At 64.8% G+C, this 18,979-nt stretch carries 19 protein-coding genes; 13 read left to right on the top strand and 6 right to left on the bottom strand.

Going from position 1 to position 18,979, the window contains the following annotated elements; genetic code table 11:
* Positions 1–20: 20 nt before the first annotated feature.
* Genes hisB through ACFWZ4_RS01785 form a run of 5 tightly spaced genes read right to left on the bottom strand, consistent with a single transcriptional unit; the run spans position 21 to position 4,675 of the window.
* Positions 21–1,085 (bottom strand): bifunctional histidinol-phosphatase/imidazoleglycerol-phosphate dehydratase HisB, encoded by a 1,065-nt coding sequence (hisB, locus tag ACFWZ4_RS01765; protein ID WP_439703041.1) that lies wholly within the window; start codon positions 1,083–1,085, stop codon positions 21–23.
* On the bottom strand, positions 1,082–2,140 hold the full coding sequence (hisC, locus tag ACFWZ4_RS01770; RefSeq protein WP_439703042.1) for a histidinol-phosphate transaminase: 1,059 nt from the start codon (positions 2,138–2,140) through the stop codon (positions 1,082–1,084). Before hisC ends, hisB begins: the two co-directional genes overlap by 4 nt.
* Positions 2,137–3,453, bottom strand: coding sequence for a histidinol dehydrogenase (hisD, locus tag ACFWZ4_RS01775; protein WP_439703043.1), 1,317 nt, complete (start codon positions 3,451–3,453; stop codon positions 2,137–2,139). Before hisD ends, hisC begins: the two co-directional genes overlap by 4 nt.
* Positions 3,450–4,316: an ATP phosphoribosyltransferase gene (gene hisG, locus ACFWZ4_RS01780; RefSeq protein WP_439703761.1), complete on the bottom strand. Its 867-nt coding sequence runs from the start codon at positions 4,314–4,316 to the stop codon at positions 3,450–3,452. The genes hisD and hisG overlap by 4 nt, the downstream gene beginning before the upstream one ends.
* Positions 4,317–4,342: 26 nt before the next feature.
* Complete coding sequence (locus ACFWZ4_RS01785) at positions 4,343–4,675, bottom strand: YerC/YecD family TrpR-related protein (protein ID WP_439703044.1); 333 nt, start codon at positions 4,673–4,675, stop codon at positions 4,343–4,345.
* A 582-nt stretch (positions 4,676–5,257) separates the two neighbouring features.
* On the opposite strand from ACFWZ4_RS01785, the gene ACFWZ4_RS01790 reads away from it, so the two are divergent.
* From ACFWZ4_RS01790 to ACFWZ4_RS01850, 13 genes are all read left to right on the top strand, one after another.
* The gene (locus ACFWZ4_RS01790; RefSeq protein WP_439703045.1) at positions 5,258–5,764 is read left to right on the top strand and encodes a hypothetical protein; all 507 of its coding nucleotides are present in this window, start codon (positions 5,258–5,260) and stop codon (positions 5,762–5,764) included.
* The gene (locus ACFWZ4_RS01795; protein ID WP_439703046.1) at positions 5,764–6,642 is read left to right on the top strand and encodes a virB8 family protein; all 879 of its coding nucleotides are present in this window, start codon (positions 5,764–5,766) and stop codon (positions 6,640–6,642) included. The genes ACFWZ4_RS01790 and ACFWZ4_RS01795 overlap by 1 nt, the downstream gene beginning before the upstream one ends.
* A gap of 53 nt (positions 6,643–6,695) precedes the next feature.
* The gene (locus ACFWZ4_RS01800; RefSeq protein WP_439703762.1) at positions 6,696–7,406 is read left to right on the top strand and encodes a TrbG/VirB9 family P-type conjugative transfer protein; all 711 of its coding nucleotides are present in this window, start codon (positions 6,696–6,698) and stop codon (positions 7,404–7,406) included.
* Positions 7,403–8,587, top strand: a complete 1,185-nt coding sequence (locus ACFWZ4_RS01805) for a TrbI/VirB10 family protein (RefSeq protein WP_439703047.1) — start codon at positions 7,403–7,405, stop codon at positions 8,585–8,587. The genes ACFWZ4_RS01800 and ACFWZ4_RS01805 overlap by 4 nt, the downstream gene beginning before the upstream one ends.
* Positions 8,588–8,595: 8 nt before the next feature.
* Positions 8,596–9,645: a P-type DNA transfer ATPase VirB11 gene (virB11, locus tag ACFWZ4_RS01810; protein WP_439703048.1), complete on the top strand. Its 1,050-nt coding sequence runs from the start codon at positions 8,596–8,598 to the stop codon at positions 9,643–9,645.
* A 17-nt stretch (positions 9,646–9,662) separates the two neighbouring features.
* The gene (locus ACFWZ4_RS01815; RefSeq protein WP_439703049.1) at positions 9,663–10,469 is read left to right on the top strand and encodes a transglycosylase SLT domain-containing protein; all 807 of its coding nucleotides are present in this window, start codon (positions 9,663–9,665) and stop codon (positions 10,467–10,469) included.
* Positions 10,470–10,589: 120 nt separating this feature from the next.
* Positions 10,590–10,997, top strand: a complete 408-nt coding sequence (locus ACFWZ4_RS01820; protein ID WP_439703050.1) for a TrbC/VirB2 family protein — start codon at positions 10,590–10,592, stop codon at positions 10,995–10,997.
* The gene (locus ACFWZ4_RS01825; protein WP_439703051.1) at positions 10,990–11,298 is read left to right on the top strand and encodes a type IV secretion system protein VirB3; all 309 of its coding nucleotides are present in this window, start codon (positions 10,990–10,992) and stop codon (positions 11,296–11,298) included. The genes ACFWZ4_RS01820 and ACFWZ4_RS01825 overlap by 8 nt, the downstream gene beginning before the upstream one ends.
* A gap of 50 nt (positions 11,299–11,348) precedes the next feature.
* Positions 11,349–13,829: a VirB4 family type IV secretion/conjugal transfer ATPase gene (locus ACFWZ4_RS01830; protein WP_439703052.1), complete on the top strand. Its 2,481-nt coding sequence runs from the start codon at positions 11,349–11,351 to the stop codon at positions 13,827–13,829.
* Positions 13,830–13,858: 29 nt separating this feature from the next.
* The gene (locus ACFWZ4_RS01835) at positions 13,859–14,653 is read left to right on the top strand and encodes a hypothetical protein (protein WP_439703053.1); all 795 of its coding nucleotides are present in this window, start codon (positions 13,859–13,861) and stop codon (positions 14,651–14,653) included.
* 66 nt (positions 14,654–14,719) lie between these two features.
* Positions 14,720–15,841, top strand: coding sequence for a type IV secretion system protein (locus ACFWZ4_RS01840; protein WP_439703054.1), 1,122 nt, complete (start codon positions 14,720–14,722; stop codon positions 15,839–15,841).
* A gap of 55 nt (positions 15,842–15,896) precedes the next feature.
* Entirely contained in the window at positions 15,897–16,223 is a 327-nt protein-coding gene (locus tag ACFWZ4_RS01845; RefSeq protein ID WP_439703055.1) for a hypothetical protein, read from the top strand.
* A gap of 49 nt (positions 16,224–16,272) precedes the next feature.
* Complete coding sequence (locus ACFWZ4_RS01850; protein WP_439703056.1) at positions 16,273–17,997, top strand: type IV secretory system conjugative DNA transfer family protein; 1,725 nt, start codon at positions 16,273–16,275, stop codon at positions 17,995–17,997.
* Here ACFWZ4_RS01850 and lpxK read toward each other — a convergent pair.
* Positions 17,990–18,979 carry a tetraacyldisaccharide 4'-kinase gene (gene lpxK, locus ACFWZ4_RS01855; protein WP_439703057.1) on the bottom strand — a complete coding sequence of 330 codons (990 nt, stop codon included), beginning with the start codon at positions 18,977–18,979 and terminating at the stop codon, positions 17,990–17,992. The genes ACFWZ4_RS01850 and lpxK overlap by 8 nt on opposite strands.

The raw sequence follows: 18,979 nt of genomic DNA on the forward strand, positions 1-18,979 counted from the left end.
GGACGTAGCGATTGCCGTGCTCATAGCGCCCCCTTGGTGCTGGGCAGTTCGCTGCCCTCCCTGCGCAGGGCCTGGCGCAACGCACGGGCGACGACCTTGAAGCAGGCCTCGACCATGTGGTGCGCGTTGTCACCCCGCACCGACAGGTGCAGGTTGGCGCCCAGCGTCTCGCACAGCGAGCGGAAGAAATGCGCCACCAGCTCTGTCGGCAGGTCGCCCACGCGTTCGCGCGGAAAGCCGCCATCGAACACGAACCACGGCCGCCCGGAGAGGTCGAGCGCCGCCGTCGCGAGCGCCTCGTCCATCGGCAAGGTGAAGCCGTAGCGGGCGATCCCGCGCTTGTCGCCGAGCGCCTGCCGCAGCGCCTGGCCCAATGCCAGCGCGCAATCCTCCACCGTGTGGTGCTCGTCCACCTGCGTATCGCCGTCGCAGGCAAGCGTGAGCGCGAAGCCGCCGTGCTTGCCGAGCTGCTCGAGCATGTGGTCGAAGAAGGCAAGCCCGGTGCGCACCGAGGGCTCCGCGGCGCGATCCAGATCGACGCGCACCTCGATCGCCGTCTCGCGGGTGCGTCGGGTCACCGCGCCGACTCTCGGGCCATCAAGCAAACCATGCGCGATTTCCTCCCAGTCAACGCCCCGCGGCCCGACCCGCAAACCGCGCACGCCCAGGTTGGCGGCCAGCTGCATGTCCGTCTCGCGATCGCCGATCACCGCCGATGCGGCGCGGCTCCATCCGTCGTCGGCCAGGTAATGGCGCAGCATGCCGATCCCGGGCTTGCGCGTATCCAGACCCTCGTGCGGGAAGCTGCGATCGACCAGCACCTCGCGGAAGGTGATGCCCTGCGAGGCGAGGAGGCGCAGCAGCAACTCCTGGGGCCCGCGGAAGGCCTCCTCGGGGAAACTCGCCGTCCCCAGCCCGTCCTGGTTGGTGACCATCACCAGCTCGTAGCCCGCCGCGACGCAGCGCTGCAGCGCACCGATCACGCCCGGTAGCAAGTCGAGCTTGGCGTAGCTGTCGATCTGCTCGTCCGGCGGCTCGACGATCAGGCAGCCGTCGCGGTCGATGAAGAGGATCTTCCGGCTCATGCCTGCGCCCCCAGCACGCCCAGCACCCGGTCATTCTCCTGGGGCGTGCCGATCGTGATGCGCAGCGCGTCGTCCAGTCCCGGATAGCGGCGAATGTCGCGCACGACGATGCCGTCATCCAGCAGCCGCCGGTACACGGTTGCGGGATCATCGAAACGCACGGCGAGGAAGTTCGCCTGCGAGGGAAGCACCGCGCGCACGCCCGGCGCGGCCACGAGTGCCGACGCCATCCGCGTACGCTCGGCGCGCACCACGCCGATGCGTTCGCACGCCGTCGCCTGCCCTGCCGACGACAAAGCATCCAGCGCAGCGGCCACGCAGGGGCGCGGCAGCGGATAGGGCGGCAGGATGCGCCGCAGCAGGGCCACCACTTCGGAATTCGCCAACAGGCAACCGATGCGCGCACCGGCCAGCGCCCACGCCTTGGACAGCGTGCGCAGCACCGCCAGGTGTTCGTAGCGATCGAGCAACGACGCAGCGCTGGCACTGTCGGCGAACTCCACGTAAGCCTCGTCCACTACCAGCAGCGCGCGCCCGGCCAGTCGTCGCGCCAGCTCTTCGACCGCCTCCAGCGGCACACCCGCTCCGGTCGGGTTGTTCGGCGCGCATACGAAAACCAGCTTGACCGCTGGCGTCATCGCCGCCAGCAGCGAATGGACATCGAGCGCGAAATCCGCCGACAGCGGCAGCTCGATCACCTCCGCGTTCTGTACGCGGGCGCAGACCGCGTACATCCCGAAAGTCGGCGGCTGCACGAGGATCGCGTCCTCACCGGCGCGGCAGAACGCGCGCACCAGCAGATCGATCGCCTCGTCACTGCCGCGCCCGACCAGCACCTGATCGGGCCGTACGCCATACAGTGCAGCCAGCCGTTCGACCAGCACCGCCGGCTGGGGATCCGGGTAGCGATGGCAGTCCAATCCCGCGTCGCCGTACGGCGCCCAGGCCGACTCGTTCGCGTTGAGCATCAAGGCACCACCCGTGGCCTCCATGCGCGCGGAGGAATACGGTACCAGCGCGCGGATCTCCGCGCGCGCGAGTTCCAGCACGCTCATGCGACGGATACCTCCGCATCGAGCGCCGCCAGCCGCAGCGTCACCGCGCGGCGGTGCGCCTCCAGTTGCTCGGCGGCAGCCAGCGTGGCGGTGCACGGACCGATCGCCCGCAGGCCCTCCGGGGTCAGCTCCTGCACGCTGATCTGCTTCTGGAAACTGGCCACCGAGACGCCGCTGTGGCTGCGCGCATAGCCGTAGGTCGGCAGTACGTGGTTGCTGCCGCTCGAATAATCGCCGACCGACTCGGGCGTCCACGCACCCAGGAACACCGAGCCGGCACTCTCCACCCGCGCCAGCCAGGCTCGCGGCTCGATCACTTGCAGGATGAGGTGTTCCGGCGCGTAGCGGTTGCTCACTTCGATCGCCTGCTCCAACGATTCGACCTCGATCAACCGGCTGTTCGCCAGCGCCCGGCGCGCGATATCCGCTCGCGGCAATGCCGCGCACTGGCGCTCGACCTCGGCCGCCACGGCATCGAGCAAGCCGGCCGACGGGCTTACCAGCAATACCTGCGAATCGGGTCCGTGTTCGGCCTGGGACAAGAGATCTGCCGCCACGAACGCGGGCTCGGCCTGCGCATCGGCCACCACCAGCACCTCCGACGGACCGGCCGGCATGTCGATCGCCGCCCCCTGCGGGTCGGTTGAAACCTGCACCTTGGCCTCGGTGACCCACGCGTTGCCCGGCCCGAACAGCTTGTCGCAGCGGGGCACGCTTGCCGTGCCGTACGCCATTGCGGCAATCGCCTGCGCACCGCCGAGCTTGAACACCCGGTGCGCACCGACCACGCGCGCCGCATGGAGAACGGCCGGATCGCAACGGCCATCCGCACGCGCCGGCGAGCACAACACGATCTCGGCGCAGCCGGCGATACGCGCCGGCATGCCCAGCATCAACGCCGTGGACGGTAGCGGAGCGGTGCCGGCCGGGACGTACAACCCGACGCGGGCGATCGGTCGCAGCACGCGTTCGACACGCACGCCTGGCGCGGTCTCCACCGTCACCGGTCGAGGCGCGGCGGCACGATGAAACGCTTCGATGCGCGCGGCCGCCTCGCCCATCGCCGCCTTCAATGCCGGATCGAGCGTCGCCTCGGCCTCGTCGAATTCAGCCGGTTCGACCTCCAACTGTCGAAGCGTGCACCGGTCGTACTGCGCGGCGAAGCGCAGCAGCGCCTCATCGCCCCGCCCGCGCACCTGGGCCATGATTCCCGCGACGCCGTCCCGCAGCTCATCGCTACGCGCCTGCACCGGCCGCGCCAGGGCCGCGGCGCGACCCTGTTCGTCCAATGCATTCCACACAAGCCGCTTCATGCCAGCATCCTTTCCACCGGCAGCACGAACATCTCGCGCGCACCGGCCTTCTTGATCTCTTCGAGCTGGCGCCAGCTCACCTCGCCGGCGCACAGCGCCTGCAGCATCACCTGGTCCGGCTGGCCGGCAAGCGGCAGCAGCGTCGGCTGCGGGCCACCCGGCAACAGCCGCGTGATCGCCTCCAGCGAGCCGCGCGCCGCCTGCAACAACAGCAGCCGCGACTCGCGCACCTGGATCACGCCATCGATGCGCTTGAGCAGCAGCTCGACCAGGTCGCCACGCTCGTCCGCCGGCAGCACCTGCGGGCCCACCAGCAGCGCCTCGCTGTCCAGCACCACCTCGACCTCGCGCAACTGGTTGGCCACCAGCGTGCCGCCGCTCTGCACCAGGTCGCAGATCGCCTCGGCCGTGCCCAGCCTCGGCGCGATCTCCACGGAGCCGGCCAGCGTCACCACGCCCGCCTCGATGCCCTGCTCGCGCAGCCAGCGACCGAGCAGCCCCGGATAGGACGTGGCGATGCGACGCCCGGCGAGGTCCGCCGCACCGGCATAGTCCATCTCCTGCGGCACCGCCAGCGACAGGCGGCAACGCCCGAAGCCCAGCCCGCGCCACTCCGCCAGCGCCACGTCATCCCCGCGCCCGGCGGTGAGCTCGTACTCGTTGAGCACGTTGCGCCCGACGATGCCCAGATCGCACACGCCCTGCGCGATCAGACCGGGAATGTCGTCATCGCGCACCAGCAACAGGTCCACCGGCTCGCCCTCGCCGAAGCAGAACAGCTTGTCGCGGCTCTGGCGGAAGGTCAGCCCGCAGCGCGTGAGCAGTTCCTGCGCCGGCTCGGTGAGCCGACCGGACTTCTGCATCGCGATGCGCAGTCGATCGCGCGGCCTCACGCCGGTGCCTTCGCGCTCTTGCGCTTGCGTGCCGCGCGCGCCGCCGCGGCGAGATAGCCGCCGTTGCCCTGGTTGAGGTAGCGCGCCACCCGCCCGATGGTGGTGATGCTCACCCCCGTGCGCTCGTGGATCTCCCGGTACGGCAGCCCCTCCTGCAGGTACGGCACCACCCGCCAGCGATCCACCATCGCCTCCAGCTCCGCCGGCGTGCACAGGTCATGCAGGAACGCCTGCATCTCGTCCACGTCGCGCAGCGCCAGCAGCGCCTCGCACAGGCTGCGCTCCACCGACTCGTTCGGGGTCTCGGGATCGATCGTTCGTCGCTTCATAATGTACTAACGCGCTAACACACGACTTACCAATATAGATGCACTTGATCCGCAGCGCAAGCCGGCAGCAGGCAGCTGTTTACCAACACGGGAAGCCTGGACAAGCAGGCTGACGGCAACCCACCTAACCATTCGTAAGACTTCACCCACAGTGAAGATGTCACGCGGATGACGCGACGCACTGACGCATCGGGGCTTGTCGCTCGTAGTGGGCCGCGGTTCCAATAAGCACCGCGTTCAATGCCGTGAACGCTACTGCCAACAGGTCTCTCATCTTGCATCCGAAGACCTGCTTGAAGACGGAATGGACAGGGGACTCGGAATGGAATCGCCATCTCGTGCCGCGTGTGCGGTGCAATTTTTCTTGCTCGACGAGCTGAAGCCGGAAAGCGGGTTCCGACACGCCTTGCGCGGATGCGTACGCAGTGTCGGTCACCTGCCGGCACACCAGCGCATCCCAGGCTTTCGCCACTACTGATCTGCCCGGCATCGAACAGGGTGCGGCGTGTCGCACCGTGCCGGTGCGCGCGTACACGCCCCTACGCCACGCGGCTGACGACCACTTCGACCTGCGAGCTCCACGTGAACAAGGCTTCTCCGAACCAGATCCTGAGCGCTCTGCTGCTGCCAACCCTTCTGCTGGCAGGCTGCGGAACGCCCGCTGCCAAGGATTTCGGCGGGCGCTGGCGACCTGTCAACCGCTTCCAGCCGTCCACCACCGAGATTCCGCTCAATCGCCCGTACACCTACTACGCCGCGCCGATGGATGAAACGCTGCGCAACATGCTTGTCCGCTGGACCACCGACACCGGCATGACGCTGGTCTATCGCATTGCTTCCGATTACACGCTTTTCGCACCAGTCACCAAGGTGCGCACGACAGATATCCAGCAAGCGGCCAGCGAACTGAGCGCGCTCTACGCGGTGCAGGGCGTGTCGGTTACCGTTGCAGGTGAAAGGCTCCAAGTCGACCGCGTAAAGAGCCTCGGCTCCGACATCAGGCCTTCGGGGACGCAGCAACCATCGATGCCGTCGTCCGGCGCAGCGGCAAAGCCGGCCTCACCCGACGCCACCGGCGGGGTGCGCTGATGCTTGCCAGTAAAGCCAGCTCCCGCAAGGTCGAGGAAGCCGTCGCCAAGGCGGTCAACTACGAACTTTCGATCGCCGACATCGCCCGCCGCAGCGAGCGGCGCGCATGGTGGGTGGCGTTCTCCGCACTCGGCATGTCGCTGATCCTCGCCGGCGGCTATTTCTACCTGCTGCCGCTCAAGCAAAAAGTGCCCTACCTGGTAATGGCTGATGCCTACACCGGCACCAGCACTGTGGCGCGGCTCACCGAAGACCTCACGCATCGCCAGATTAGCACCAGCGAGGCGATCAACCGCAGCAACGTCGCCCATTTCGTCATGGCCCGCGAGTCCTACGACCTGGCCCTGCTCAACCTCGGCGACTGGACGACCGTACAGACCATGGCCTCACCCGGCGTCAAGGCGGACTACACGCGGCTCTACTCGCCGATGAATCCGCACAACCCCTACAAGGCCTACGGAAAGGACAAAGCCATCCGAGTGAGGTTGCTCAGCATCGTCCTTGTTGGGGGCGGTGCCGGGCGCGCGCCAACCGGCGCCACCGTCCGCTTCCAGCGCAGCCTCTACGACAAGCAGAGCGGCACCACGCAGCCGCTGGACAGCAAGATCGCCACGATGGAATTCACCTACAAGGCGAACCTGCAAATGGACGACCGCAACCGCATCGAGAACCCATTGGGTTTCTGGGTAACCAGCTATCGCGTGGACAACGACTACGCCACGCCGGCACCTGCCGAGATCCCGGGTGCTGCCAATGCTCAGCCCATGACGCAGTTTTACACGCCAAACTTCCCGGCTGCGCCCGCGCCCATCCAAGCTCAGGGTTCTCCACCACGGCTCGATGCGGCAGCAAATGCCCCAACGGGAGCCGCTCGATGACCCGGTACCACCCTGCGTTCGTGGCGATCCTGACGTGCGTGGCCGCCATCGGCATGCCGAGCCAGGCACAGGCCCAGGTCGTGCAGCAGTACGAATACCAGCCGGACCATATCTATCCCGTGCGCACGGGCCTGGGCATTACCACGCAGATCGAGATCAGCCCGAACGAGCAAATCCTCGATTACAGCACCGGCTTCAGCAGCGGGTGGGAACTCACCCGCCGGGACAACGTGTTCTACCTCAAGCCCAAAAACGTGGACGTCGATACCAACATGATGGTGCGCACGGCCACGCACTCCTACATCTTCGAACTGAAGGTCGTCGCGACCGACTGGAAGGCGCTGGACCAGGCCAAGCGCGAGGGCGTGCAGTACAAGATCACCTTCGGCTATCCCGCCGACACCAGCTTCTCGACGGAAAAGAAGAAAGCCGCCGAAGCACCTCCGCTGGATACCCGGCTGGTCCCGGGACGCAGCTACAACTTCGACTACGACTACGCCACGCGGTGCAAGCGCGCGCCTTGGCTGGTGCCGGCGCACGTCTATGACGATGGCCGCTTCACTTACATCCGCATGAGCGACTTCAAGCGCTTTCCCACTGGCAACTTCCCGGCGGTCTTCATGCGCGAGACGGAACACGGCGAAGACTCCCTCGTTAACACGACCGTCGAGGGCAACACCATCATCGTCCACGGAACGTACCCGTACCTCGTCATTCGCCACGGCAACGACGTCATCGGCCTGCGAAGGAACGCCGCCAAGTGAGCACATACACCCCCTACCAGCCCGCCGATGACGCGGACACCGGTCATGGCGAAGCGTTGACCCACAATCCATATTCAGTGCATCACCAGCAGTCCGCCTCGCCCGACTTGGACGCCGGCGCGCCACTGCTGAAATCGAACGAACTGCGACGGATGAACCGGCGCGTGCTGCTGATGCTAGGTTCGGCTGTCGTACTGTTGTTGTTCGTCTCGTACTGGATGATAAGCAGCGCCACCTCGCATCGCGAACCAAGCAAACCGAGGGAGGAAAAGGTCACCGTGGCCGATGCACCGCCGGCCTTGGCCCTGCCGCCTGCGCGCCGCCCTGAACCCGAACCGATTCCGCTGGCCGCGCAACCCGCCTTGCCGGCCCTTCCGCTACCGCACCCGCGCGCCGAACAAGCCACACAGGTGCCCTTGGCTTATACACCTCGCGAGCCCACGCTGGTCGAGCGCCGCATCGCCGGCACGTCGGACCCGGCGGGGAATCTTTCAACGACACCTGCCAGCGCACCGCCTCCAGGCGTCGGCGGACCCTTGCTTTCCAGTCGAGCCACGGCGACCCAGGCCAAGCCGCTGGAACACGCCGATGCGCTGATGCAGCGCGGGACCTACATCCGCTGCGTGCTGGAGACCCGGATCGTCACGGATGTCCCGGGCTACACCTCCTGCCTCGTCACCGAGCCGGTGTATTCATTCAACGGCCGCAAGCTCCTGCTGCCCAAAGGTTCGAAGGTGCTTGGCGCCTATTCGAGCGGGCCGAAAGGACGGCGTGTCGCCGTGGTGTGGGACCGTATCATCACGCCAACCGGCATCGACGTGGACATGAGCAGCAAGCCGAGCCCCGGCATCGACAGCCTGGGCGGCGCCGGCCTCCCCGGGCACTACGACGCGCACTGGGGCAGCCGCATCAGCGCCGCACTGCTCATCAGCATGCTCAGCGACGCATTCAAGTACGAGTCCGCCGAGCACGGTCCCACCACTTCCTCGATCGCCGCAGGCGGCGTGGTCGTGCAGGAACCTTTCGAGAGCAATACCGCCCGCACCGTCCAGAACCTGGCCGACATGGCCGTGCGCGAGGCCGCCAACCGGCCGGCGACGGTGACCATCAACCAGGGCACGGTGATCTACGTGTACGTCGCCCGCGACGTTGACTTCAGCGACGTCGTCGCGCGCTTCTGAACAGGCTCATGGAAGATTCCCTCGCCCTCGTCTCGAACGAATTCCTCGACTACCAGTACGAGGTGCTGGGCTTGCGCGAATTCATGGCTTCACCCGAAGTCACCGAGATTTGCATCAACCGGCCGGGCGAGCTCTACCTGGAAAGTCGCGCCGGCTGGCAGCGAGTGCAAGTACCGACGCTGACCTACGAGCGCGCGCGCCAGTTCTGCACTGCCGTGGTCAACGAAAGCAATACCGGCCAGCGCATCACCGACATCGATCCTGTCGTCTCGCTGACATTTCCGACCGGCCAGCGCGCCCAGTTCGTCATCCCGCCCGCCTGCGAGGCCGGCAACGTGTCGATCACCATCCGTCTGCCATCGAAACAGGCCAGGACGCTGGACCAGTACCAGGCAGATGGATTCTTCGATCAGATCCTGGAGGACGCAAGCGCCCTCGGTGACGAGGATCGCCACCTGCTCGACCTGCGTGCCCGGCGTGACTATGCCGAGTTCTTCAAGGCAGCCGTGTGCAGCAAAAAGAACATCGTGGTATCCGGCGCCACCGGCAGCGGCAAGACCACGTTCATGAAGTCGCTGGTCCACCACATCCCGTCCGAGGAGCGATTGGTCACCATCGAGGATGCCCGCGAGCTTTTCATCAGCCAACCCAACGTGGTGCACCTGCTGTATTCCAAAGGCAGCCAGAGCGCCAGCAACGTCACGGCCAAGAGCTGCATGGAAACCTGCCTGCGCATGAAGCCCGACCGCATCATCCTGGCCGAGCTGCGCGGCGACGAGGCGTTCTACTTCATCCGCAACTGCGCATCGGGCCATCCCGGATCGATCACCAGCTGTCACGCGGGCAGCACCGAGCAGACCTGGGACCAGCTTGCGCTGATGGTCAAGGCCTCGGCGGAGGGCGCCGGGCTCGAGTTCGCGACCATCAAGCGGTTGCTTCGGCTCACGATCGACATCGTCGTGCACATCAAGGCGCATGCAGGGCAGCGGCACATCACCGGCATCGACTTCGACCCTGCCCGCAGTTTCCTGCAAGACCCACCGCCGCAAGCGTGCTGACGACGAGGAACCAAAGGATGGTCTTCGCATTCAACCCGATGTCCTGCCCTCACCTGGCCGTTTCGGCTGGGGTAATGGAGCATGTGATCCAAGCCGAATCCGGCGGCAATCGCTTCGCCATCGGCATCGTCGGCAGCCGTCTGGAACGCCAGCCCCGCAACCTCGGCGAGGCGATCGCCACCGCGCGCATGCTCGAAACGAAGGGATATGACTTTTCGCTCGGCATAGCCCAGATCAACCGCAGCAACCTGCCCCGCTACGGGCTGAGCACCTACGAGCAGGCCTTCGACGCCTGCGCCAACCTCACCGCGGGCGCGCGCATCCTGGCCGAATGCTATGGCCGCTCGGGCGACGACTGGGGCAAGGCGTTCAGCTGTTACTACTCAGGCAACTTCACCACGGGCTACCGCGATGGCTACGTACAACGAATCATCGCCTCGTTCGACGTCGACCCGCTGCGGACCTCCGAACCAATAACCGTACGTCCGCAGACAACCGAACACCCTGCCGGCGAGTGGGCTCCGGCGGCGCGTCCTGCCCGGGCCGGCAGCTCCGCCTATCGCGTGCCAATCCGCTCGGTGGCGATGGATGCGGCTGGGCACGCGCTGGTGGCCGCGGTGTCGAAGCCGGGCCCCGCCAAGCCGCCCGACAGGCAGCCGCTACCTGCGCCCCAGGAACCCACCGAGACGACCGCATCGGCGTTCGTGCCGCGCGTGAGCGGTCCTGGCGGGGCGCCAAGTAGCGAGCCCACGCCAGCCACCTCCGCCACTGGCAGCCAGACCGCCCCCAACCAGGAGACTGCTGATGCTGCGTTCGTCTTCTGACCGGCCGCGCCGGCAAACGCCGGCGTCTCCACCAAATCCGGCTGCCTTCCGTGCGGCCATCCATGAAGCGTCCATTGCCCGATGGTCGCTGCTTTCCAACCGTCCATAAGGAAAAACAAGATGGCCAAGAACCTGTCCGCAAACCCTAACACCCGCCACCCCATCCGCAGCAGGACTACCGTATTCATGGCACTGGCGATGTGCCTGGCGCTCGTGCTGCCGAGCATCGCATTCGGCCAGGACGTCACCGACACCATCGCCACCACTTGCGGATTCGCCAGCAACGTCAACAAGATCCTGAATGCCATCTCGATCATTGTGGTGACAATCGCGATCGTTTTCTCCGGCTACCAGATCGCCTTCGCGCACAAGCGCATTTCGGACATTTCGCCGGTGCTGATCGGCGCCGTCCTGATCGGCGCAGCAGGGCAGATCGCCAAAATGTTCCTGGCCGGCAGCACCAGCGCTTCGGGCGCGACAGCGTGCACCGCGAGCCTGGTCACCCATGTGCTCAATTTCTATGCATAAGGATGCATTGTTCCGTGGCTGCACCCGACCGCCCATGTTCATGGGCGTCCCCTACGTGCCGTTTTTCATGGCGGCCGGCGGATGCATGCTGCTGGCGATGTATTCCAACCTGTTCTTCCTGCTGCTGATACCGCCGGTGATCTTCGTGATGCGCCAGATGGCGCGACGCGACGAAATGATCTTCCGACTGCTCGGACTGCGCCTGCAGTTTCGCACCCGGGTCAGGAACCTCGGGGAGAACAACGGCATGTGGGTATTCACACCCAGCATCCACCGCGGCCAGTCCAAGGCCAATCCGTAACGCCACAGCCGCCCTGGCCCCATCGCCAGGGTGGCCACCGGAATCTGCGCATGTCCAAGCCCGTCTTCCTGCCCGACACCCCGATCAGCGAACTCGTGCCGCTGTCCACCCACGTCTCGCCCACGGTGATCAAAACCACTGGCGGCGATTTCCTGATGGTCTGGCGCCTGGGTGGCCTGCCGTTCGTGGGGCGCGAGGAATGGGAGCTGGAACATCGCCACGCCACCTTCAACCGCATGCTGCAGACCCTGCGCGCGCCCGATTTCGTCAATGTCGCGTTCTGGGTCCACGACGTACGCCGCCAGCGCCGGATCGCCGACCGGGCCCGTTTCGCCCAGCCGTTCAACCAGACCCTTTCCGAGGCGTATTACGAGGCGCTATCGAGCCAGAAGCTCATGCAGAACGAGCTTTACCTCACCATGCTTTACCGCCCAATCGTCGGTGGGAAGAAGCTGTCCGAGAAGTCGGGCGACGTCACCCGGCTCGAGGCCGAGCAGCAGCAGGCCGTAGCCGCCATCCTTGAGCTGGCGGCCAACGTCGAGGCGGTGCTCAAGGACTACGCACCGCATCGCCTGGGCATGTACGAGGCCGCTAACGGCGTGGTGTTCTCCGAAGCGCTGGAGTTCTACGGCTACCTGCTCAACCGGCTGGACGAACCGGTGCCGGTGCTGCCCGCGCCGGTCTACAACTACCTGCCGGTAAGCAAGCAGCGCTTTTCCGCCAAGACTGGCGACTTCGTCATCACCACGCCACAGGGGGCCAACCACTTCGGCGCGATCCTCAACATCAAGGAATACACCGACGGCACTTACCCCGGCATCCTCAACGGCCTGAAGTACCTCGGCTTCGAGTACGTGATCTCGCACTCCTTCAGCCCGATGGGACGCCAGGACGCGCTAAAGGCACTGGACCGCACCAAGGGCATGATGGTGTCCTCAGGCGACAAGGCGTTCAGCCAGATCGCCGAACTGGACCTCGCGATGGACCAGTTGGCTTCGGGCAATTTCGTGCTCGGCGAGTACCACTTCACCATCGCCGTCTATGCACCGAGCCAGGAAGCGCTGTCGCAGCAGATCGCGGCAACCCGCGCCGAGTTGTCCAACGCAGGTTTCGTATCGGTCAAGGAGGACCTCGCCGTCACCGCCGCCTTCTACGCGCAGTTGCCGGGCAACTGGAAGTACCGCACCCGTCTGGCCAATGTCAGCTCGCTCAACTTTCTGGGCTTGAGTCCACTGCACAATTTCGCCATGGGCAAGCGGGAGAACAATCCCTGGGGCGACTGCATCACCACCCTGCAGAGCACCAACGGGCAGCCTTATTACTTCAACTTCCACGCCACCCACCCGGCCGAGAACTCGCTGGGCGAGAAGGCCATCGCCAACACGATGGTCATCGGCAAATCGGGTACCGGCAAGACCGCGCTGATCAACTTCCTGCTGAGCCAGGTGCAGAAGCTCGAACCTGCACCCACCATCTTTTTCTTCGACAAGGACCGCGGCGCCGAAATCTTCGTGCGCGCCTGCGGAGGTAACTACCTCGCGCTGGAGAACGGCAAACCCACCGGCTTCAACCCGTTCCATTGCGAGCGAACCGAGGCCAACGTCCAGTTTCTGGCGGATCTGGTCAAGGTGCTGGCAGGCAAGAGCGTGTACAGCCCGCGCGAGGAGACGGACATCTTCCGCGCCGTCGAGAACATGCTCGACACCCCCATGCGCCTGCGCAACATGACCAACCTCCAGAAGAGCCTGCCGAACCTGGGCGACGACGGACTGTTCATCCGCATGCGCAAGTGGACCGCCGGCAACTCGCTCGGCTGGGTGTTCGACAACCCGGTCGACACGATCGACCTGGAGAAGGCCAACATCATCGGCTTCGACTACACCGACATCATCGACAACCCGGAAGTCCGCGCGCCGGTGATCAACTACCTCCTGCATCGTCTGGAAGCGCTGATCGATGGCCGACCGCTGATCTACGTGATGGACGAGTTCTGGAAGATCCTCGACGGCAAGGGCGGTCTGAAGGACTTCGCCAAGAACAAGCAGAAGACCATCCGCAAGCAGAACGGCCTGGGCATCTTCGCCACTCAGAGCCCGGAGGACGCGCTGGCCAGCGACATCGCCGCCGCCTTGGTCGAACAGACGGCCACGATGATCCTGCTGCCCAATCCCAATGCCAGCCGCGAGGACTACATCAACGGACTGAAGCTCACCGAGGCCGAGTACCAGGTCGTCGTGAGTCTGGACGAGCGGTCCCGCTGTTTCCTGGTCAAGCAGGGCCACGCCAGCGCCGTCTGCCAGCTCAACCTGCGCGGCATGGATGACGCCTTGGCTGTGATCTCGGCATCCACCGACAACATCGAAATCATGCATCGCGTCCTGCGTGAGTGCGCTGCCGTCGAAGGCATGCCCGTCGATGCCCTGTGCCCCGAACAATGGCTTGACCTGTTTTATGAGACCCGCAAGGGGAGCGGCAAGTCCTGCTCCGTCGCACCACCTGCCGCCCGCGCGAGTTGCGCGACGGCAGGGTAATTCAACGTCGCTCGCCAGAGGAATACACCATGACCCATGTGCTCCGTCACCCGATGCGCCCGCACCTTTGGGGCCAGGTCCCACTCATCGTGGCCTTGCTCGGCATCTCCGTTGAGCCCGCCCGGGCCCAAGTGCTGGTCACCGACCCCACGGCAATTGCGGCGAGTGAAGAAGGTTTTAAATCACAGCTTGCGCAAAGCATGGCGCAATACACCAGGCAAGGGATGGAGTACGCAAAGCAGCTTGAACAATATTATCAACAAGTCGAGCAGTACAAACAGTTGCTCATGACCATCAAAGGCCTCGGCATCAATATTTCTTTGTCGTCGAACAAGCTGGAGCCAATTGACGACCCGACTGAGCTCATCGACCAGAATTGTCCGAGTGCGTCAGGCGGCTCGATAGTTGGCAACCTGGTGACATCGGTTGCATCATCTTTCAGTCCTGAGACACCCATTACCGTCGCACAGCAGCAGATCTGCGCAAATATCACAATGCTTCATATTGATGAGTACAACCGTACGGTGGCTATTCTCGGCAAGCTCGATCAGTACGGCGAAACTTTGCAAAAGCTGAACAAGCTGGCAAACGAGGTCAAAACGCTAGGCACAACGAGCGGCGCCACTACGCAGGCTGCCACTTACAGCGCGACCACGGCCTATGCCATGCAGGGATGGCAGACAGCCATTGCTGGAGACGAGGCGCTTATTCAGGCACTCGACCAGCAACAATCCATCCTGGCAAAAAAAGCGCTAAAGGGAAGCAGCGTGATCGGGACCGTAGTTCAGGCAGCAGCCTTGAAATCGGCATTCTCGATCGACTGACGTATCGCGCGACATTGCAAGGCAAAGGGATAAGTCGCCAAGCGCGCAAGAATGGAATCAGGCGCAATGCCAACTAACCTCGCCGACTTCGTTTACTTCAGGCTGGTGTACGACTACCTGAGTAAACAAATCAATATATTCGGAATGGACCTCATGGCGTCCTTTATGACCTGGGCGAGCGCACTGGCGCTGCTCATGGTCACGCTATGGATCATGATCCAGGGTTATCGGCTGATTACCGGACAGTCGCGCGAATCGCTGATGGCGATGGTGATGAACATGACGCGCATCGCCATCATCGTCAGCGCCGCAACCACGATGTCGGTCTTCGGCTCCAACCTGCAGCAGTTGTTCACGACCGACCTGAGTACCGGTATCAATCAGCTGTTCACCGGCAGCGACGACACCGCTGCGGAGACCATCGACCAGAACCTGGCCTGGACCCAGCTCGCACTGGGCGCGATCGATGCCGTGCAGGTCGCCCCCGGCGACATCGAGAACGCCCAACGCAAGGCGCACGCCATGCTCATCGCCGGACTGGGCACGGCCAGTCCACCGATGGCTGCCGGTGCCATGCTATTGCTCTACCAGGCCACCATTGCCCTGTTCATCGGCATGGGGCCGCTGTTCATTCTTTGCCTGATCTTCGACCAGACCAGGGATCTCTTCCGCAAGTGGCTGCTTTACGGCGTCGGCACGCTCTTTTCCATGGCCGCGCTCAGCTTCATCAGCTCTCTCGTGTTGCAGCTGACATTGCGCGTGGCAGCAGCACTCTGGACCGCGAACCTGATCACCCAGATGACCGGCTTCGGAGCCGAAGGCCTCTCCAACCAGGCCCTGCAGCAAGGTGGCATCGGCTTGTTGATGACCGTCCTGATCGTCAGTGTGCCCCCGCTGGCCGCCGCTTTCTTCCAAGGCACCGTGGGGAGTTTCATGCACTACTCCGCTTTCGGAGCCGGCACCGGCAATCGCCCAGGGCCACAGGGACAACCGCCCGGATCCTACGGGTACGGCGTATCGCCTTCGCACTATCCCCAGCAGGCAAGGCAGCCAAACCACCATCCGCAAGGCGGCAGTGGTCCGCACGGCGGTGGGCTGCCCATGACCGGCGCGCGCACGGTGGTCATGTCGTCCCCGCAGCAGACGGAAGCAATCCCCGCTCGTTCGCATCCGAGAGACCGGACCTGATCAAGAGTCCTAGCAGTTCCGCGCAAGTGCCTTGCCCAACTCGATGGAGGTCGCCTTGATACGACACGCCCGTTCTGCGCTTCTTGCATTCACCATCGCCGCCGCTGGCCTGACCATAGCACCCGTTCACGCCCAGAGTGTGGATCCCTGCAGCGTCTATACGTGCATGGCCGGCGTTTCCGGCGCGGGCGCAAGCGGCGGCGCTTCCTGTGTGCCCGCGACCACTTACTTTTTCAGCCTTGTCGTTTTCGACCCTTGGTTCGATGCCCCCGCGACCTCCCAACTGCGCAGGACATATCTGATGACCTGTCCCGGCGCGAGCGCCGCGACCAACGCGGTCCTACTGAACGCCATTATTGTCGAGTGGGGTTCGGTGCCCTGATTACTGGCGAGATCGGTCGGATCCAAAACTCACACGGAAAGGTGAGCCCATGACGTTTCGCAACAAGGCGGTCGCCGCCTCTTTGGCTCTGCTACTGGTCTTGGGCGCGGGTCTTTACGCATCCGGATGGCTGGCGTTGGCCCTCCTGCATCTGCAGACTCCCCTTGATCCTGCAACCTACCTACGTTACCTGGCCGCTGCCTCCAGGCCAGAGGTCCGGCCCTATTTGGCCCGGATCAAGCTGGCCGGGGTTGCGGGTTTCGGCCTGCCCGTGGCCGCTTGGGCCGGGCTGCTCTATTTCATGTTCAGGACGCGCGCGCGTTCCACCCACGGCGACGCCCGCTTCGCTACCCGTGGCGACCTGGACCGGCTCGGCCTGCTCAACGAAGATCCTACCGGCATCATCGTGGGCAGGCTCGGGCGCAGCTTCCTGCGCCTCCCCGGCACTCGGCACGCCTTGCTCGCCGCACCAACCCGAAGCGGCAAGGGCGTCGGCGCGGTCATTCCCAACCTGCTCAGCTACCAGGGTTCGATGGTCGTTCTGGACATCAAGCAGGAAGCCTTCGACATCACCTCGAAATGGCGTTCAAAGCTTGGGCCGACATTCCTGTTCAATCCATTTGCCGAGGACCTGCGAACCCATCGCTGGAACCCGTTCGCGTACGTGAGGACCGAGGTTACCTATCGCACGTCCGACCTGCAGGCCATCGCCGATTGCCTGTACAAGGATCCGCCAAACCAGGACCCGTTCTGGGCGAACATGGCGCGCTCGACATTCGTTGCATCCGCCAGCCTCCTGTTCGATTGCTGGACAGATGGCCTGGACAAGGGGTTCGCCAAGGACGATGGCTATCCCACGCTTGGCGCGATCTACCGCCTGCTTTCCGGGGACGGGAGTGACCTCAAGGCGCACCTGAAGTCCGTGCTCATGCTTCCCCACGTCAGCAACCAGACACGCACTGCCTTTGCCAATATCACCGCGTTGGCGGAACAGACCTTCACCTCCGTGATCGCCAGCACGCAAGCTCCTCTTCTCGTCCTCGCCAACCCGATCCTGGACAAGGCCACCTCGGGCAACGACTTCTGGCTGCCCGACCTGCGTCGCCGGGTGCAATCGATCTACGTGGGAATTTCGCCAAGCAAGCTCAGCGAAGCGTCCGCCCTGTTGAACCTGTTCTTCAACCAGGCGATCAAGCTCAACGTGGACGTCACCCCGGACAAGGACGCGACCCTTCGACATCCCTGCCTGTTCATGCTGGACGAGTTCACCGCGCTGGGCCGGATCGACGTGATGGTCGACGGCGTGGCCTACTTCGCAGGCTACAACGTACGCGTGTTCTGCGTTATCCAGTCACTCTCACAACTGGACGCCGTGTACGGCCCGGACAAGGCCCGCAGCATGATCACCAACCTGGCCTGCCAGGTGATCTACACGCCGCGCGAGCAGCGTGACGCCAACGAGTACAGCGAAATGCTCGGATACACCACGGAGCGCAAGCGTCAGCGCACACGCTCCAAGGGAGGACTCGGTCAAGGCAGCAGCGTGTCCTTGGCCGAAGTGGAGGAGAAACGCGCGCTGTTACTGCCGCAGGAGCTGAAGGCACTCGACCCGAAGAGGGAGATCGTTTTCATCGAGGGCACGCCGCACCCGATCCGCTGCAACAAGGTCCGCTACTACGAGGACAGCTACTTCAAGTCGAGGCTGCTAGGCGCCGCCAGCGTGCCCCGACTTGAGATTGGCCGGTCGCGTAAGGAATCGGCCGAAATCAGCTAGCCCCGCGCCCCGAGGCGGCCCGGATACGGCTCGCCAACGCGTCAAAGAACTCCGCAGGCAACTCGGCCCGCACCGGCACCCGCCACCATCCCGGCTGCGCGAACCTCCGGCATTTGATCGCGTCCTTGTCAGTCATCAGTACCGGCAGGTCCTCGCCGAAATTGAAGTCGGCGGGTACGAAGGCATGATGGTCGGCGAAGGCGTGCTCGACCGGCAGGATGCCGTAAGCGCGCAGGCTGTCGAAGAAGCGGGCCGGATGGCCAATGGCAGCCACCGCGTGCACGCGCTGGCCGGTGAAGGCGGTCAGCGGCTGGCAGGTGCCGTCGGTGAGCGAGCAGGCCTCGCCGCCACGCAATTGCATGGGATAGGCGCCCATGCGTTCGCCACCGTTGCAAACGCGGATGTCCGCGGTGGCCAGGCGCATCAGCGGCTCGCGCAGCGGGCCGGCCGGCAGCAGGCGGCCGTTGCCGAAGCCGCGCAGGGCGTCGATCACGCACACTTCCACGTCGCGGGCGAGGCGGTAGTGCTGCAGGCCGTCATCGGCAATGACCACGTCGCAGCCGGCATTGATCAGCAGGCGGGCGGCCGCGGGGCGGTCGCGGCCGACCGCCACGGGAATGCCCTGGGTGCGGATCAGGCTGGGTTCGTCGCCCACCCGCTGCGGGTTGGGGGCGTCACCGAGCAGCAACGGCTCGCGCTGGGTGCCGCCGTAGCCGCGGCTGACCACGCCGGGGTTGAAGCCACGCTCGCGCAATGCCTGGGCGACGGCAATGGCCAGCGGCGTCTTGCCGGTGCCGCCGGCGGTGATGTTGCCGATCACGATGACCGGAACGTGCAGGCGTACGCTGCGCCGCCAGCCATGGCGGTAGAGAAACCGGCGCACGCCGGTCACGCAGGCGTAAAGCCATGACAGCGGGTGCACCCACAACGGGGCGGGGCCATCGCTGTACCAGGCTTCTTCCAGCTTCTGCGCGAGCGCCAT

The organism is Frateuria sp. GZRe12 (assembly GCF_051900535.1).
GTDB lineage: Bacteria > Pseudomonadota > Gammaproteobacteria > Xanthomonadales > Rhodanobacteraceae > Frateuria_A.

Bases quoted from the DNA above. Each gene is read 5' to 3' on its own strand.
- hisB (WP_439703041.1), bottom strand. From the start codon at position 1,085: ATGAGCCGGAAGATCCTCTTCATCGACCGCGACGGCTGCCTGATCGTC.
- hisC (WP_439703042.1), bottom strand. From the start codon at position 2,140: ATGAGCGTGCTGGAACTCGCGCGCGCGGAGATCCGCGCGCTGGTACCG.
- hisD (WP_439703043.1), bottom strand. From the start codon at position 3,453: ATGAAGCGGCTTGTGTGGAATGCATTGGACGAACAGGGTCGCGCCGCG.
- hisG (WP_439703761.1), bottom strand. From the start codon at position 4,316: ATGCAGAAGTCCGGTCGGCTCACCGAGCCGGCGCAGGAACTGCTCACG.
- ACFWZ4_RS01785 (WP_439703044.1), bottom strand. From the start codon at position 4,675: ATGAAGCGACGAACGATCGATCCCGAGACCCCGAACGAGTCGGTGGAG.
- ACFWZ4_RS01795 (WP_439703046.1), top strand. From the start codon at position 5,764: ATGCTTGCCAGTAAAGCCAGCTCCCGCAAGGTCGAGGAAGCCGTCGCC.
- ACFWZ4_RS01800 (WP_439703762.1), top strand. From the start codon at position 6,696: ATGCCGAGCCAGGCACAGGCCCAGGTCGTGCAGCAGTACGAATACCAG.
- virB11 (WP_439703048.1), top strand. From the start codon at position 8,596: ATGGAAGATTCCCTCGCCCTCGTCTCGAACGAATTCCTCGACTACCAG.
- ACFWZ4_RS01815 (WP_439703049.1), top strand. From the start codon at position 9,663: ATGGTCTTCGCATTCAACCCGATGTCCTGCCCTCACCTGGCCGTTTCG.
- ACFWZ4_RS01820 (WP_439703050.1), top strand. From the start codon at position 10,590: ATGGCCAAGAACCTGTCCGCAAACCCTAACACCCGCCACCCCATCCGC.
- ACFWZ4_RS01825 (WP_439703051.1), top strand. From the start codon at position 10,990: ATGCATAAGGATGCATTGTTCCGTGGCTGCACCCGACCGCCCATGTTC.
- ACFWZ4_RS01830 (WP_439703052.1), top strand. From the start codon at position 11,349: ATGTCCAAGCCCGTCTTCCTGCCCGACACCCCGATCAGCGAACTCGTG.
- ACFWZ4_RS01835 (WP_439703053.1), top strand. From the start codon at position 13,859: ATGACCCATGTGCTCCGTCACCCGATGCGCCCGCACCTTTGGGGCCAG.
- ACFWZ4_RS01840 (WP_439703054.1), top strand. From the start codon at position 14,720: ATGCCAACTAACCTCGCCGACTTCGTTTACTTCAGGCTGGTGTACGAC.
- ACFWZ4_RS01850 (WP_439703056.1), top strand. From the start codon at position 16,273: ATGACGTTTCGCAACAAGGCGGTCGCCGCCTCTTTGGCTCTGCTACTG.
- lpxK (WP_439703057.1), bottom strand. From the start codon at position 18,979: ATGGCGCTCGCGCAGAAGCTGGAAGAAGCCTGGTACAGCGATGGCCCC.